This window comes from Pedobacter sp. HDW13 (genome assembly GCF_011303555.1).
In the GTDB taxonomy this organism is placed as follows: Bacteria; Bacteroidota; Bacteroidia; order Sphingobacteriales; family Sphingobacteriaceae; genus Pedobacter.
In genome coordinates, this window is record NZ_CP049868.1 from 832218 (window position 1) to 848172 (window position 15955).

General features: G+C 37.9%; 14 protein-coding genes. 11 read left to right on the forward strand and 3 right to left on the reverse strand.

Translation table 11 applies throughout. From position 1 onward, the window contains the following. Positions 1 to 52 precede the first annotated feature (52 nt). Positions 53 to 451, reverse strand: a complete 399-nt coding sequence (locus G7074_RS03400) for a DUF4783 domain-containing protein (RefSeq protein ID WP_124562151.1) — start codon at positions 449 to 451, stop codon at positions 53 to 55. A gap of 172 nt (positions 452 to 623) precedes the next feature. Between G7074_RS03400 and gpmI the strand changes: the two genes are divergently transcribed. Together gpmI and G7074_RS03410 are read left to right on the forward strand one after the other, a co-directional pair. Continuing rightward, positions 624 to 2144 carry a 2,3-bisphosphoglycerate-independent phosphoglycerate mutase gene (gene gpmI / locus G7074_RS03405; protein WP_124562152.1) on the forward strand — a complete coding sequence of 507 codons (1521 nt, stop codon included), beginning with the start codon at positions 624 to 626 and terminating at the stop codon, positions 2142 to 2144. Continuing rightward, complete coding sequence (locus G7074_RS03410) at positions 2144 to 2674, forward strand: hypothetical protein (protein ID WP_124562153.1); 531 nt, start codon at positions 2144 to 2146, stop codon at positions 2672 to 2674. The genes gpmI and G7074_RS03410 overlap by 1 nt, the downstream gene beginning before the upstream one ends. 51 nt (positions 2675 to 2725) lie before the next feature. Here G7074_RS03410 and G7074_RS03415 read toward each other — a convergent pair whose 3' ends face one another. Next, positions 2726 to 3346 (reverse strand): tetratricopeptide repeat protein, encoded by a 621-nt coding sequence (locus G7074_RS03415; RefSeq protein WP_124562154.1) that lies wholly within the window; start codon positions 3344 to 3346, stop codon positions 2726 to 2728. A gap of 315 nt (positions 3347 to 3661) precedes the next feature. Here G7074_RS03415 and lon point away from each other — a divergent pair, with 315 nt between their 5' ends. The 3 genes from lon to G7074_RS03430 all read left to right on the forward strand — a co-directional run bounded on the left by lon (position 3662) and on the right by G7074_RS03430 (position 7772). Continuing rightward, positions 3662 to 6133, forward strand: a complete 2472-nt coding sequence (gene lon / locus G7074_RS03420) for an endopeptidase La (protein WP_124562155.1) — start codon at positions 3662 to 3664, stop codon at positions 6131 to 6133. Positions 6134 to 6216: 83 nt separating this feature from the next. After that, positions 6217 to 7167: a lipid A deacylase LpxR family protein gene (locus G7074_RS03425; RefSeq protein ID WP_166207003.1), complete on the forward strand. Its 951-nt coding sequence runs from the start codon at positions 6217 to 6219 to the stop codon at positions 7165 to 7167. A gap of 89 nt (positions 7168 to 7256) precedes the next feature. Next, entirely contained in the window at positions 7257 to 7772 is a 516-nt protein-coding gene (locus G7074_RS03430) for a murein L,D-transpeptidase family protein (RefSeq protein ID WP_166207006.1), read from the forward strand. Here the strand turns inward: G7074_RS03430 and arfB are convergent, their stop codons facing one another. After that, the gene (gene arfB, locus G7074_RS03435; RefSeq protein ID WP_124562157.1) at positions 7773 to 8183 is read right to left on the reverse strand and encodes an alternative ribosome rescue aminoacyl-tRNA hydrolase ArfB; all 411 of its coding nucleotides are present in this window, start codon (positions 8181 to 8183) and stop codon (positions 7773 to 7775) included. A gap of 74 nt (positions 8184 to 8257) precedes the next feature. On the opposite strand from arfB, the gene cmk reads away from it, so the two are divergent. The 6 genes from cmk (at position 8258) to G7074_RS03460 (ending at position 15802) form a co-directional block, all read left to right on the forward strand. After that, on the forward strand, positions 8258 to 8938 hold the full coding sequence (cmk, locus tag G7074_RS03440) for a (d)CMP kinase (RefSeq protein WP_166207009.1): 681 nt from the start codon (positions 8258 to 8260) through the stop codon (positions 8936 to 8938). Positions 8939 to 9317: 379 nt separating this feature from the next. Further along, a complete protein-coding gene (locus tag G7074_RS03445) occupies positions 9318 to 10148 on the forward strand; it encodes a DUF1080 domain-containing protein (protein ID WP_124562159.1) in 831 nt (276 codons plus the stop codon). 182 nt (positions 10149 to 10330) lie between these two features. Beyond that, entirely contained in the window at positions 10331 to 11314 is a 984-nt protein-coding gene (locus G7074_RS03450; RefSeq protein WP_124562160.1) for an SH3 domain-containing protein, read from the forward strand. Positions 11315 to 11868: 554 nt separating this feature from the next. Further along, complete coding sequence (gene rpsA, locus G7074_RS03455; protein ID WP_124562161.1) at positions 11869 to 13803, forward strand: 30S ribosomal protein S1; 1935 nt, start codon at positions 11869 to 11871, stop codon at positions 13801 to 13803. A 335-nt stretch (positions 13804 to 14138) separates the two neighbouring features. Beyond that, positions 14139 to 14570: a glycoside hydrolase family 20 zincin-like fold domain-containing protein gene (locus tag G7074_RS26990; RefSeq protein WP_240916461.1), complete on the forward strand. Its 432-nt coding sequence runs from the start codon at positions 14139 to 14141 to the stop codon at positions 14568 to 14570. Positions 14571 to 14602: 32 nt separating this feature from the next. Further along, positions 14603 to 15802, forward strand: coding sequence for a beta-N-acetylhexosaminidase (locus G7074_RS03460; RefSeq protein ID WP_240916462.1), 1200 nt, complete (start codon positions 14603 to 14605; stop codon positions 15800 to 15802). Positions 15803 to 15955: the final 153 nt, after the last annotated feature.

Consider the following 15955-nt stretch of genomic DNA (forward strand, 5'->3'; position numbering starts at 1 on the left):
AGACAATTTACTGATGGATATAAAGATATTCTGAATGGTTGAAAGCAGGAATTTAATCCTTGGCTGGCTCAATTCTCAGCTCAGTAATAGAAAACGCAGTATTAAACTTTTTCATGGTAATCGAAACCCTGAAAGTTTCTTTGGGGGTACTCAAAATAACTACGCCAAAACGGTAATTGGGGTTGGTATTAATTTTATGAAAAATACTTGTTTTGGTGGGCGGATGCTTGATAAAAAAGTCTCTTAAAATCTGTTCACCCTGTGCTTTTGAGTATACATCTTCTTCATCAACAATAATCAGTTCGATGGTAGAGGCAAAATTTTTGGCAATTTCTTTCGCATTGCCCGCCTTAAAATACGACGACAAATCATCAATAATATCAGCCTGCATAGCTGTGGGACGGTATAATGATGATAAACTAAAGATTAATAAGAATAAGCTCCGGATCATTTCTGTATTTTATACAGAAGCGTACAGCTAAAATTATGCCATTAGCATATCAAAAAAAGGATTTCTTAATTTGTATAACATCCAATAAAGTTATATTTGCCATATAAACAAAACACTAAAACAGGTTTAAGGTAAAAATGTTTTAAGCTGATCAATAATTTTTTAAATAAAGATGGTAAACAATAAAAAACTCGCGCTTATAATTCTAGATGGTTGGGGCTACGGAAAACAAGATAATTCTGATGCTGCCTATGCTGCTAACACTCCTTTTTTCGATTCGTTATTACAGAATTATCCAAATTCTAAGCTTGAAGCATCTGGTGAGGCCGTAGGTTTACCAGCCGGACAAATGGGAAACTCGGAAGTGGGTCACATGAATTTAGGTGCCGGCCGCGTGGTTTACCAGGAACTGGGCAGAATAAACAAAGCAATTGCCGACCGCGAGCTGCACAACAGCCCTGTTTTAGTAAACGCATTCGATTACGCTAAAAAGAACAACAAAGCAGTGCATTTTATCGGTTTGGTATCAAACGGTGGTGTACATGCACATATCGAACATTTAAAAGCACTTTGCGATGCTGCGAACGAATCGACCGTAAAAAGTTATGTACACGCCTTTTTAGATGGCCGCGATACTGACCCGAACTCAGGTTTAGGTTTTATTGCCGATTTACAAAACCACATTCAAAATACAGGTGCCAAATTAGCTACTTTAGTTGGCCGTTATTACGCTATGGACCGCGACAACCGTTGGGAACGTGTTAAACAGGCTTATGATGTAATGGTTAACGGTATTGGCGAAAAAACACAGGATGCTTTGGCTGCCATCAAAAAATCGTACGATGAAAATATTACCGACGAGTTCTTAAAACCTGTTGTACTTACACAGGATAACGGTGCTCCGGTAGCTACTATCCAACCTGATGACGTAGTGATTTGCTTTAACTTCCGTACGGATAGAGGTCGTGAAATTACCACTGCGCTAACGCAAAAAGATTTCCCTGAGCAACAAATGCACAAACTGCCATTGTATTATGTAACCATGACTACGTATGATGAAAGTTTTGAAAAAGTAAATGTAATTTTCACCAAAGATGACCTGACCAAAACCATTGGCGAAGTTTTGGCCGATAACAATAAAAACCAGATCCGGATTGCTGAAACAGAAAAGTATCCACACGTTACTTTCTTTTTCTCTGGAGGCAGGGAAGCTGAATTTGCAAACGAAAAACGCATTTTAATTCCTTCGCCAAAAGTGGCAACCTACGATTTACAGCCAGAAATGAGCGCTGCAGGAATTACCGATGCCATTACCAAAGAAATGGAAACCGGTTGGGCAGATTTTATCTGTTTAAATTTTGCAAACCCTGATATGGTTGGTCATACCGGTGTTTTCGAAGCTGTAGTAAAAGCAGTAGAAACTGCCGATAAGTGTGCAGAAACTGTAGTCAAAACCGGACTTGCAAATGGCTATTCATTTATCCTTTTGGCAGATCATGGCAACTCAGAATATATGGTAAATGGCGATGGCTCTGTTAACACTGCCCACACGACTAATCTGGTTCCATGTATTTTAATCGATAATGACTACAAAACCATTGCTGACGGTAAACTAGGCGACATCGCCCCTACTGTCTTAAGGATTTTAGGTGTTGACATTCCTGCAGAAATGACTGGAAACGTTTTAGTATAATGACTAAAAAACGATATATCGCGGTATTTGCCTTGGCTTTGCTTTCCTGTAACCAACGGAAAGCTGCCGAAGCAAATACCAGCTTTTTATATTTTGATATTAAGGGGTATTTTGGAAAGGAAATAGTGCGTTTGCAAAAACTCAATCCAACTGTACAAAAAACAGTAAGTATAAATGGTGAAGCCGAAAATAAATCGACCACTATTACCGACTGGCAGAAAGAGCTGGCTATTTTTGTAAATGCCGATATCAATAAAACATCGTGGAAGGGAAGTTTTAAAATTGTACAGAAAAATCGTGCAGATGTCTATACTTCAGACAATAAAAAGATTCCGGTAAAAAAAATTGTGGTTGAAAAGAGTGATCTAAAAATTAATAAGGTCGAAATTATTATCGATAATAAAAACATCTTATATCGATCGCAGGATACCCTAACCTACTTTCCCGATAGTCTGTACCAGATAAAAAAACAACAAAAAATCAGGCTGTTAAAACTGAAAAAATACCTGATTATTGGAAAACTGAAATAAAAAAGGAGCCTTGATCGAATCGAGGCTCCTTTTTTTACTTTAAAAGCTTTTTTATTTTAAAGTGGCAATTTGTGCCTTATCATAAGTTACCCAATCGATAATATCTTTTCTAAGTGGTTGCAAAGTGAGTACTTTCTGAAAATCGGCAATTGAATTATTAAAAAGAGCTACGCATGCGGCTTTTTCGTCTTTTTTCTTGGCTTTAAACGATTTAAATATTGCATAGTCTTTATAGGCTAAACCACGGTTCTGAAACATCTGGGTATCTTCTTCACCACTAATTTCAATTGCCTTTGTAAAATCTTTAAGCGATGCCTGATAAAAATTGTCGCGCATGGCACTTAACGATTCTTTCGGATCGTTGGCAATTTTTAACCTGGCTATTCCACGGTAGTAGTAAGCCGAAACCTCATTTGGTTTTATCACTAGTAAGCGGCTATAAGTATCAATACACTTTTCATACTCCCGGTTCTGGAAATACGAATAACCAAGCATCTGCAATACATTTGCATTGTCGGGAGTCTTGGCACTGGCTTTTTCCAATTGTGCAGCGGCTGTTTTATAATCACCTTTCATCATTGCCTGCATGCTTCTTTCGTAGTTACCCTGTGCAAAACTGCCTGTTGATGAAAAAATAATAAGTGCTAAAATCGCCTGTTTAAAATAGTTCATGTATGATTAATAAGTTTAACAAATCTAACGCCCAATACAATATATAGGAGAAATTTTTTGCAATATAATCCTATTCTGATAATTTAAAAGTTTTAATTTCTTTTGTTCAGGCACAAAGTGACCAAACATTAGCTTAAACGCAAAAAAATACATTATATGATATTGAGGGAAATATTTAAATTGCCCTGCCTTTTTAACATAACATTAATATAATTTTTACTTTGGCACAAGAGTTGAAATTGTTAACTTAATATAAAAATTAAACAAAGTGAATACGATCAAGCTGCCAGTTTGTCGTTAGCGGAAAATGTGATAATGAGTAAACAAGATATATTTGATTTCCATACAGCTATGCCAATAATCAATGAAGATACAGAGTTTTTTCCCCTAATGTCTCAACAAGACGAGGAGGAAATGAACAATGAGGAAACGCCCGAAACGTTGGCCATATTGCCTTTGCGAAACACCGTTTTATTTCCAGGAGTAGTGATTCCGATTACAGTTGGAAGAGATAAATCGATTAAACTAATTAAAGAAGCTTACAAGGGAAACAAAATTATTGGCGTAGTTTCTCAAAAAGACGTATCGATAGAAGACCCGACTTTTGAGCAGCTAAACACTGTTGGTACCGTTGCAAACATCATTAAATTGTTGCAAATGCCCGATGGTAACACCACCGTAATTATACAGGGCAAGCAACGTTTCAGCTTAATTGAAGAGGTCCAGAACGAGCCTTACATTAAAGCTGTTGTTAAAAAATTCGAAGAGCAGAAGCATAAAGCAGACAAGGAGTTTAAAACCCTTATTGCGTCTATACGCGAGATGTCGGCACAAATTATTCAGCTTTCGCCAAATATTCCGAGCGAAGCCAGTATTGCGCTTAAAAACATCGAAAGCAATTCATTTTTGATCAATTTCATTTCATCAAACATGAATGCCGAAATGGCCGATAAGCAGAAAATCCTGGAAATGGACAAACTGCAGGAAAGAGCACAAAAAGTGATGGAGCTTTTAATGGTAGAGCTGCAGATGCTGGAACTGAGAAACCAGATCCAATCGAAAGTACGTACCGATTTAGATAAGCAACAACGCGATTATTTCTTAAATCAGCAATTAAAAACCATTCAGGAAGAATTGGGTGGTAACTCTGCCGATTTAGAATTTGATGCTTTACAAGAAAGGGCTAAAAAGAAAAAATGGACCAAAGCTGTCGCTGCACATTTTGACAAAGAATTAGACAAGCTGGGTAGAATGAACCCTGCCGCACCAGATTATTCGGTACAGTTAAATTATTTAGAACTCCTTTTGGATTTGCCATGGAGCGAGTTTACCAAAGATAATTTCGATCTGAAAAGAGCACAGCGTATCCTGGATAAAGATCACTTTGGTTTAGAAAAAGTGAAGCAGCGTATTATCGAATACCTTGCTGTACTGAAACTAAAACAAAATATGAAGGCCCCTATTTTATGTTTAGTTGGTCCTCCGGGAGTTGGTAAAACATCATTGGGCAAATCGATTGCAAAAGCTTTAGGCCGTAAATACGTACGTATGGCGTTGGGTGGTATCCGCGATGAAGCTGAAATCCGCGGTCACCGTAAAACCTATATTGGTGCTATGCCTGGACGTATTATTTCTTCTATCAAAAAAGCAGGTGCAGATAATCCAGTATTCGTATTGGATGAGATCGATAAGGTGGGAACCGACCATCGTGGTGATCCATCGTCGGCTTTACTTGAGGTTTTAGATCCTGAACAAAACAATGCTTTCTACGATCATTATGTAGAAATGGATTACGATTTATCGAACATCCTTTTTATTGCTACAGCAAACTCTTTGAGCACCATACAGCCTGCTTTGTTAGATCGTATGGAGATTATTGAAGTAAATGGTTATACTATTGAGGAGAAAATTGAAATCGCCAAAAAATACCTTTTGCCTAAGCAGAAAGAAAATCATGGCTTACAAACCAAAGATATTACCCTTAAACCTGCGCTGATTGAGAAGGTGATTGAAGATTACACCAGAGAATCGGGTGTGCGTGGCTTGGAGAAAAAAATAGGTTCACTGGTTCGTGGTGTGGCTACAAAAATTGCCATGGAAGAAACTTACGATGCGAACTTAAATCCAGAAGATGTAGAGCGTATTTTAGGTGCGCCGATTTATGATAAGGATTTATACGAAGGCAACGAAGTAGCTGGTGTGGTTACAGGTCTGGCCTGGACAAGCGTTGGAGGTGATATTTTATTTATCGAATCGAGCTTAAGTCCCGGAAAAGGCAAACTTACCTTAACCGGTAACCTTGGCGATGTAATGAAAGAATCGGCTGTAATTGCCCTGGCTTACCTACGCGCACATGCTGCAGAATTTGGCATTGAGTATACCTTATTTGATAATTGGGATGTACACGTGCACGTGCCTGCCGGCGCTACGCCAAAGGATGGTCCTTCGGCTGGTGTAACTATGCTTACGGCATTAACTTCGGCCTTTACCCAACGCAAAGTTAAACAACACCTGGCCATGACCGGCGAAATTACTTTACGTGGAAAAGTCCTTCCTGTGGGGGGTATTAAAGAAAAAATCCTGGCTGCAAAAAGAGCAAACATCAAAGAAATTATCCTTTGCAAAAGCAATCGCAAAGATATTTTAGAGATTAAGGAAAGCTATATCAAGGACCTAAAATTCCACTACGTAAGCGAAATGAGCGAAGTGATTGATTTGGCCTTAACAAAAAACAAGGTGAAAAAACCTTTGGATTTAAGTGTTAAAGTTGCACCGATTGTAAACTAATTTATAATCTTTTGACAGAGAACGATTAAAAATCCAATTACAATAAATACTTTTATAGTCCCGATAATCATCGGGACTTTTTTATGAAATCACTTTTAGCTGCTTTAGTTTTTTGTTTGGTTGTATCAACCGGTTTTGCACAATCATTTAAGAATGAATTTGGTTTTAAAACCGAAAATGATGCCTATCTGGCTACTTTAAACGACCGTTATTACACCAATGGGCTATTTATTTATTTCCGCAGGGCTTTAAACACCGAAAAGCTATCGGATAAAATAGAGAAAAAAACCTACGAAATTTCTGCCGGGCAAAAAATGTATACACCTTACTGGGGGCAGGTACCAAACAAAGAGGATCAGGACCGTCCATTTGCCGGTTATTTATACGCAGGTGCGGCCTATTCGGTATTTTATAAAAACGAAAGTGTTTTAAAAACCAGTGTAGAGCTGGGTACAGTAGGCCCTAATTCGCTAGCACAAACGGCTCAACGTTTTTTACATAAAACGGTTGGTTTTTACACTCCGGCTGGTTGGGATTACCAGATTAAAAATGAAGTAGCTGTAAATTTAGCAGCAAATTACAGCAAGCTAATTTTCAGACCCGAAGATCCGATTGCCGATATCAGCGCTCAGGGTTATGCCAATTTAGGTACAACTTTTTCTGGCCTGGGTGCTTCGGTATTATTCAGGGCTGGTAAATTAAATCAGTTATTTAATAGCGCCTACCATAACGCTGTAATTGGAAATTCTAAAACCAAAAGCTTAAACAACTCAGAGTTTTTCTTTTACGTTAAACCGCAACTCAATTTTGTGGCTTACGATGCTACCATTCAAGGAAGTATGTTTAAAGACAATAGTCCATTAACTTTTGGTGTTAAACCCATTGTTTTTGAACAACAGTTTGGGGTAAACTACAGTTCAAGAAGGTTTACTGCCGATTTCAATATCATTTTTAAAACCAAAGAAGTTAAAAGTGTAGCAAAAGCGCAAAATTACGGAGGTTTAAGCTTGTACTATAGGTTTGGGAAGAGCTAATTTATTGCTGAATTGCCAGATTGTTTTATTGTTGCCGGCTATCCATTACCTGATTAAAACGCCTAAAAGGCAAATTGCCATTTGAAAACATGAAAAAAGTAATCCTTTTTACCGTTTTGTTGTTTATTGCCTGTGCTGTAATTTACTATTTATATCCTGAAAAGAAATTACCTTTAAATGCCGAAATCGATTATATCGTTGTTAAAAAATCAGACCGGAAATTATTGGCTTATTCAGAACGCAAACTGATTAAAACGTATCAAATTTCATTAGGCGATAGTCCGCTTGGACATAAAGCGTATGAAGGTGATGAAAAAACGCCAGAAGGCCTGTACACCATCAACGCCAAAAATGCATTTAGCGGCTACCACAAAAACCTTGGGGTTTCTTACCCAAACTCAAAAGATATTACGCATGCAAAACTTTTGGGAAAACCCGTAGGTGGCGATATTAAAATACATGGCATCAGAAACAATTTCGGTTTTATCGGCAAATTTCAAAGATTTTTTGACTGGACCAATGGCTGTATCGCATTAACCAATAGTGAAGTTGATGAGCTATATGCTACCGTAAAAATTGGGACTAAAATTGAAATCAGACCCTGATTAATCTATTGAAGGTTTTTTACGGCTTTCCTTCCGATTTGCAGTAAGAGCTTTATTTTTCAACCTTTTCTCGATGACACCCTTAGGAATTTTGGTTGGCTTTCTTTTTTTCTGAACAATCAGTGCCTTTTTCAGCAAATCGATCAGTTTTGCAATCGTTTTCTCTTTATTGAGCAGCTGGCTTCTATCCTCCTGCGAAACAATATGCAACAATCCTTCACTATCAAGACGGTTTTGCAGCTTTTCTTTAAGCAAAGTCTTTTCCTCATCAGTAAAATACTCAAAGGTTTCTACATTAAATACCAGCTCTACCTTACTCGAAACCTTATTTACATTTTGCCCACCTTTACCTCCGCTACGTGACGTTTTAAAAATGGCTGATCGTAAAATTTCTTCTCTGCTAGGTAACATGCGGCAAAAATATAAAGAATATCGATTTAAAAAAAGTTAGCAAACCCATTGGCTTTTTTTACCTTTGTAACAGAATGAATAAAAACTTGGTTATAGCTATTGATGGCTATTCATCTTGCGGAAAAAGCACCCTGGCAAAGGCATTGGCTAAAAAATTAGGTTTCATTTATGTAGATAGCGGGGCAATGTACCGTGCCGTTACCCTATATTTTTTGCGTAATCACATTGATATTACCAACGATGCCAAAGTTGAAGATGCTTTACAACATATTGAACTAAATTTCCATTCGCGCGATTACGAATCGCATATTACCCTGAACGGCGAAGAAGTTTCTGAAGAAATCCGTTTAATGCCAGTTTCAGAAAATGTTAGCGAAGTTTCTGCCCACAAAATTGTACGCCATGAAATGGTAAAACAACAGCAGCGCATGGGCAAATCGAAAAACATTGTGATGGATGGCCGCGATATCGGCACTACCGTTTTCCCACATGCATCGGTTAAATTCTTCATGACAGCCGATCCAAAAATAAGAGCCGAACGCCGCTTTAAAGAGCTGGAGAGCAAAGGCAACAACTATACCACTTTGGAAGAAGTTTTTGAAAACCTGGCCCACCGCGATTATGCCGATACCACCCGGAAAGAAAGTCCGCTGATTAGAGCAGAAGATGCTATCATTTTAGACAATACTGATTTAACACAAGAAGAGCAACTTACCTTCGCGCTATACCATGTGGAACCCTTTTTGGCTCATTAGTTAACGTTGTGGTTTTATAGGTTATTAGTCGATAGCCAATAGCCTGATTTAACTGTAAACTAATAATTGCCAGCTGAATACTTTGGAAAAAACATTCTCTATGTTAATCCGTGCATCTGTGGCTAAATAGTTCATTTATCAATAGCCAATTCCAACTGATAAATGCTAACTGTTTACTGTTATTTAGTCAATAGCCTTAATCCAATTGAAAACTGAATTGCCAACTGAATACATTGGAAAAAATAATTTCTGTGTTAATCCGTGCATCAGTGGTTAAATGGTTCATTTATCGATAGTCCTAATCCAGTTGCAAACTGAATTGCCAACTGAATACATTGGAAAAAAATTCATATTTTTAGCACCTAACCCAAATGCAAATATGAAATTAAGATCAATGTGCCTAACGGCATTATTTTTAGTTACTGCAACGTTATGTGCCAATGCCCAAAAAGGCTGGATTAATCTTTTCAACGGAAAAGACTTAAAAGACTGGAACGTTAAAATTTCTAAACACGATTACAAAGAAAATTATGCCAATACTTTCCGTGTTGAAGATGGCTTAATGAAAGTAGGTTATGATGGTTATAAAGAATTTGACGATCAATACGGCCATATTTTTTACAAAAAACCTTTTTCGGCTTATCTTCTAAAAGTAACCTACCGTTTTGTTGGCGAACAGGTAAAAGGTGGTCCTGGATGGGCATTTAGAAACAGTGGCGCTATGTTGCACTGCCAGGATCCGGCAACAATGTTAAAAAACCAGGATTTCCCAATCTCTATTGAAGGACAAATTTTGGGCGGCGACGGCGAACACGAACGTCATACCAGCAATGTTTGTACACCAGGCACCTTAATTAATTATAATGGTAAATTATTTACCCCACATTGTTTAGATTCTAAATCGAAAACCTATGCCGGCGACCAGTGGGTAACCGCAGAGTTTTTAGTTTTAGGCGATTCGGTAATTAAACACATTATAGGTGGTGAGGTAGTTCTAGAATACACTAAACCGCAAATTGGTGGTGGCAGTGTTTCTAATTATGATCCCAAAGCTAAAGTTGATGGCAAACCATTAACCTCAGGTTACATTTCTTTACAAAGCGAGAGCCACCCGATTCACTTTAAATCGGTACAACTTTACGACCTTGAGCCTTACATGAAAGACAAGGCTAAACTGGATAAAGTACTGGCAAAAATTTTAAAAGAGTAATTTTTACAATACCTGATTATAAAATAAGGGTGGTTTTACAGCTAAAGACTGTAGCCACCTTTTTTAATTCTTATCTTAACGTATTAAAAGTATTTCCTAATTTTGGAGCACTTAGCACGATGTTTGCTGTCAATGTCGTTGCCATATTTTTTTATTAAACTGCTTTGCGCAACCCCATACCTATGACCAGAACCTTATTCCTGTTTTTTGCCTTTTTTATGCTCTCGCTTACGGTTAATGCACAAGACATGTACCGTGTTACCGCTGATAAATTAAGGGTTAGGGAAAGTAAAGATGCGAAAAGCAAGATTGTTGGCTTTATTCCAAAAAACGAAAATATTGCCGTTTTAGATGCCAGCGACGCAAAGTTTTACAAGGTAAAATTAAAAAATGGTGAGGGCTGGGCAAGCAAAGACTTTTTAGAGAAAATAGCCCCTGCAGCAAAACCTGCCACACCTGCTACCAATACTCCGACGCCAAATACACAAACACAAACAGCTCCAGGTAGTGACGATATGTATCGGGTAACAGCCGATGATTTACGTGTACGCGAAAAGGCTGATGCCAAAAGCAAAATTGTTGGCTACCTGCCTAAAGATGAAAATGTGGCCGTTATCGATTCTTCTAATACAAGTTTCTACAAAATAAAAGTTACCAATGGCGAAGGATGGGTAAGTAAAGAATTTTTGATTCGGGTTTCTCCTGTAAAAGCTGCAACACAAAAACCTACAATTGCAGCCTCTGTACCGCAATCGAGCAAAGATTATTCGGGTGTTATTTTTATCGCCGTGGTGGCGGTTATTTTGTTTGCTATTTTATACTTTTCATTTAAGTATGCCAGCGGCAACAAATTCATTATTGGCTTCTCAGTAATTGTTATTTTAGTGGTGGGCTATTTTTGCTACATCACATTTGTAGCAGAAAAAGTAGTTACGGGCACATTTGCCAGTGGCGAAGACATTCAGTATAAATCTTTCAATTTTAAATCGAAAGATTCTGTTACTGTGAGCGATGCTTACAACGATTCTATTTTCACCTCTAAATATGTGATTGATGGCGATATGATTAAATTATACGACCAGCAAAACACCATTATGCTATTAATCAGGGATGAACAAACTTTGATTGGTGAGGGTTTTACGAGAGGGACGTTTACCAAGAAATAAATCCGGAATCATCAAACGTTCCTACGGAACGAAAAAACATATCCCCGCACACGCGTTGCTACTACCCGTGATTCGTCCCTCTGGGACGAACTGTTAAAATTTGCTGTATTTTCTTGTACCGTCCCAAAGGGACGAATCACGGGTAGCAAATAACATTTTTCTTATTTGCTTGATGGAAATTTATGCACAACCCATCGTTTGTAAACCCGATAGAGCGGGATAGCCCGCATCCCGATATTTCATCGGGAGAGGACTATAAGCGATAGCGGGACTACACTTACCGATTATTGCTGCACGTTCATTTTCAAATAATTGGCTAATAATTTGTTTGAATTTTTTAAAAAATTGCCTAAGATGCTGAAATAAATCCGATAACCGCCGGATCATGGCGTCGGTAGTTAAGCGATTGTTTTGGATTAAAAAGGTCTGTTATGGTTTAGTTAATTCTTAAACAGCTTAAAATCAGCCATATTTATTAAAAAAAACTTTTCCATAATTAAAAAAAGTATTACCTTTGCAGTCCCTAAATAGGGAAAAAAGGAGATAATTAATTAATGGCTAAAAAACAAGTAGCAGAAAAAGAATTAGCAGCTAAAACAGCTGAACTTCAGGGAGAAGGCGGACGCCTGACTGAAAAAGAAACGATTGAATCAGAAGCTGATTTAGTTTCGATCGAATCAATCAAATCATCATTAGCAACACCAAGCGAAGATTTCGACTGGGATGCAGATGAAAAAGTTTTTGGTAACTACAATGAAGCAGACCGTAAAAAGTTTGAAGATATGTATGCCGGAACATTCAACCAGATCACTAAAGGTGAAATCATCAGCGGTATCGTTGTTTCAATCAACAACAAAGATGTAGTATTAAACGTAGGTTTCAAATCAGACGGTTTAGTTTCTACTTCTGAGTTCCGTGATACACCAGATCTAAAAATCGGCGATTCAGTTGACGTATTCGTTGAAGCACCAGAAGATGCTAACGGTCAATTGATCCTTTCTCGCAAAAGAGCTAAAACCCAAAGATCATGGGAAGCAATTAACGAGGCGCTTGAAAATGATAGAATCATCAATGGTTTCGTTAAGAGCCGTACTAAAGGTGGTTTAATTGTTGACATTATGGGCGTTGAGGCTTTCTTACCAGGATCTCAAATTGATATTAAACCTATCCGCGATTACGATGTATACGTGGGTAAAACAATGGAATTCAAAGTTGTTAAAATTAACCATGAGTTTAAAAACGTAGTAGTTTCTCATAAAGTGTTAATCGAAGACGATTTAGAATCACAAAAAGTAGAAATCGTTTCTAAATTAGAAAAAGGTCAGGTATTAGAAGGTACTGTTAAAAATATTACTGATTTCGGTGTGTTCATCGATTTAGGTGGTGTTGATGGTTTACTTCACATTACTGACATTTCTTGGGGCCGCATAGAGCATCCGAAAGAAGTATTATCATTAGATGAAAAAATCAACGTGGTTGTTTTAGATTTCGATGATGAGAAAAAACGTATCGCTTTAGGCTTGAAACAATTAACTCCACACCCTTGGGAAAACTTAAGCGCTGACATTCAAGTTGGTTCTAAAGTAAAAGGAAAAATCGTAACTGTTGCAGATTACGGTGCTTTCTTAGAAATCATCCCAGGTGTTGAAGGTTTAATCCACGTTTCTGAAATGAGCTGGTCGCAAAACTTAAGAAACCCACAAGAGTTCTTAAAAGTTGGTGACGAGATCGAAGCTGAAGTTTTAACTTTAGACAGAGACGAGCGCAAAATGAGCTTAGGTATTAAACAATTATCTAACGATCCATGGCAAGAAGTTGCTGCTAAATTCCCAGTAGGAAGCAAGCACAAAGCAACTGTTAAAAACATGACTAACTTCGGTGTATTTGTTGAAATCGAAGAAGGTATCGATGGTTTAATCCACATTTCTGACTTATCATGGTCTAAAAAAGTTAACCACCCTAACGAATTCACTAAAGTTGGTGATGTATTAGACGTAGTTGTTTTAGAATTAGACGTTGATAACCGTAAATTAAGCTTAGGTCACAAACAATTAGAAGAAAACCCTTGGGATACTTTCGAAACGATCTTCACTTTAGATTCGGTTCACCAGGGTACTGTTGTTAAAGTAACTGATAAAGGTGCTGTTATTGCTTTACCATATGGTGTAGAAGGTTTCGTACCAACTAAACACATGGTTAAAGAAGATGGTACTTCAGTTAAAGCTGAAGAAACCAATGACTTCAAAATCATTGAATTCAACAAAGAAGCAAAACGTATCGTAGTATCTCATGCCCGTATCTGGGAAGAGGTTAAAGCTGAAGCTGTTGCTGAAGAAAGAGCAACTAAGAAAAAAGAAGCTAAAGCTGCTGTAACTGCGGTTAAAAAAGTTAAAGATTCTGTAGAGAAATCTACTTTAGGAGACTTAGACGTATTGGCTCAATTGAAATCGCAATTAGAAGGCGAAGAAAGCAAAGCTAAAAAAGGCTAGTTCTTTTTAACTGATAAATTAAATCCCGATAGCGAAAGTTATCGGGATTTTTTTTGCCCCATCGAGTTACCGTCATTTCGAGCGGAGTGCAACGAAGTCGAGAAATCTTTGTGGATAGATCTCTCCATTTCGCTGCGCTACAGTCGAGATGACGACCACTCTAATGGAATCTTTCAATGGTTGGCACGAAACATGACAGCATATTTAATGATGCCACAAAAAAAGGATTTCACGATTATCGTGTTTATGTAACAAATACTCCGTTCTTCCATACTTATCTCGTACATCCCTCCTATTATTACTACTTTTGAAAGGCGTAACCTAGCCTTTTCAGTATGAGAAAAATTATCTTTTTGTTTCTGATCCTTATTTCGTTCAAAATTTCGGCACAGGAAGTGAATATCATTCCACAGCCAGCCTACCTGGATATAAAAAAAACTCAGAAACCTTTTATAATCGACGCAAAAACTCAGATTGTAGTTATCGACTCTGCATTAACTCCTTCGGCTGATTTTCTTAACGATTATCTTCAAAAATACTATAAACTAAAACTAAATATCACTAACGTTACCCCTGGCGGAAACTTTATAAAACTGATATCCAATACAAGAATCAGCGAATTTGATGACGCATACAGCCTTATAGCCTCTGATCAAAATTTAGCCATTATTGGCACATCAAAACCGGGGTATTTTATGGCATCCAATCACTTCTTCAGCTTCTGCCAGCCACAGCAAGCCAGCAAATCGCTGTTCCTTCACTTGTAATTGCCGACCATCCCCGCTTCGATTACCGCGGCATGCATTTGGATGTGAGTCGCCATTTTTTTGATGTAGCCTTTATTAAGCAGTACATTGATTATTTAGCCCTGCATAAAATGAATTACTTCCACTGGCATTTAACAGATGACCATGGCTGGAGGATTGAAATCAAAAAATATCCTAAACTAACCGAAATCGGAGCATGGCGCAATGGCAGCATTATTGGTTTATGGCCCGGAAAAGGCAACGAAAATATTAAATACCAGGTGTTGCCCAACGAAATTAAAATTACGCCAAAAGATGCAGTAATTAAGACCGATGGCATTCGCCATGGTGGCTTTTACACCCAGGAACAGATTAAAGAGGTGGTTGATTACGCCGCAAAACGTTACGTTACCATTATACCTGAAATTGAAATGCCGGCACACAGCATGGCTTTATTAGCGGCTTATCCCGAATTAGGTACCGAACCTAATAAAAAATACGCAGTGGCCGAAACCTGGGGTATGATGAATAAATACAATAATGTATTACAGGCTTCTGATACAACCTTTAAGTTTTTAGAAAATGTTTTAACAGAGGTAATGGCCTTATTCCCCTCCCCTTATATTCACATTGGTGGCGATGAAGCCTCGAAAGTATGGTGGAAGCAATCGACAGCCTCCCAACAGGTAATGAAAGCCAATGGTTTGAAAAATGAGAGTGAATTACAAAGTTATTTCATCCGCAGGATGGAAAAATTTGTTAACAGCAAAGGCAAAACCATTATTGGCTGGAACGAGATTTTACAGGGTGGTCTGGCCCCAAATGCAGTGGTAATGAGCTGGCAGGGCGAAAAAGGTGGTATTGAGGCCGCAATGCAAAACCATAAAGCCATTATGACCCCTGAAAACAAAATGTACTTTAATCACGGTCAGTTTGTAAAAGAAGATAGTTTAACCGCGAGTACACCATCACTCCTTGCAGATGTTTACAACTACGAACCTGTACCAGCAGAATTAAACACCGAACAGGCTAAATACATTTGGGGTGCACAGGGTTGTTTGTGGAGTGAATATATTACCAACCCGGCTAAAGTACAGTACCAGCTTTTCCCCCGACTGGATGCTTTAAGTGAAGTTTTGTGGAGCCCGAAAGAAAAACGCAATTATCCTGATTTCCAAAAACGCTTAAAAGCGCAGTTTAGGCGCTACGATTTGATGGGCATTACCTATTCGAAAAGGTACCTTGCAAATTAATTTTAATTGGCTGTAATTTTTTGAGGCTATTGCTTACTAACTGTTCAAAATTAATTAATCAGTTATTGAAGCAATATGGAAACCAAAACCTCAAAACTCGGAACAACAGCATTTTTAATTTGTGTAGTAAGCTGCACCAATTTACCCTACTTT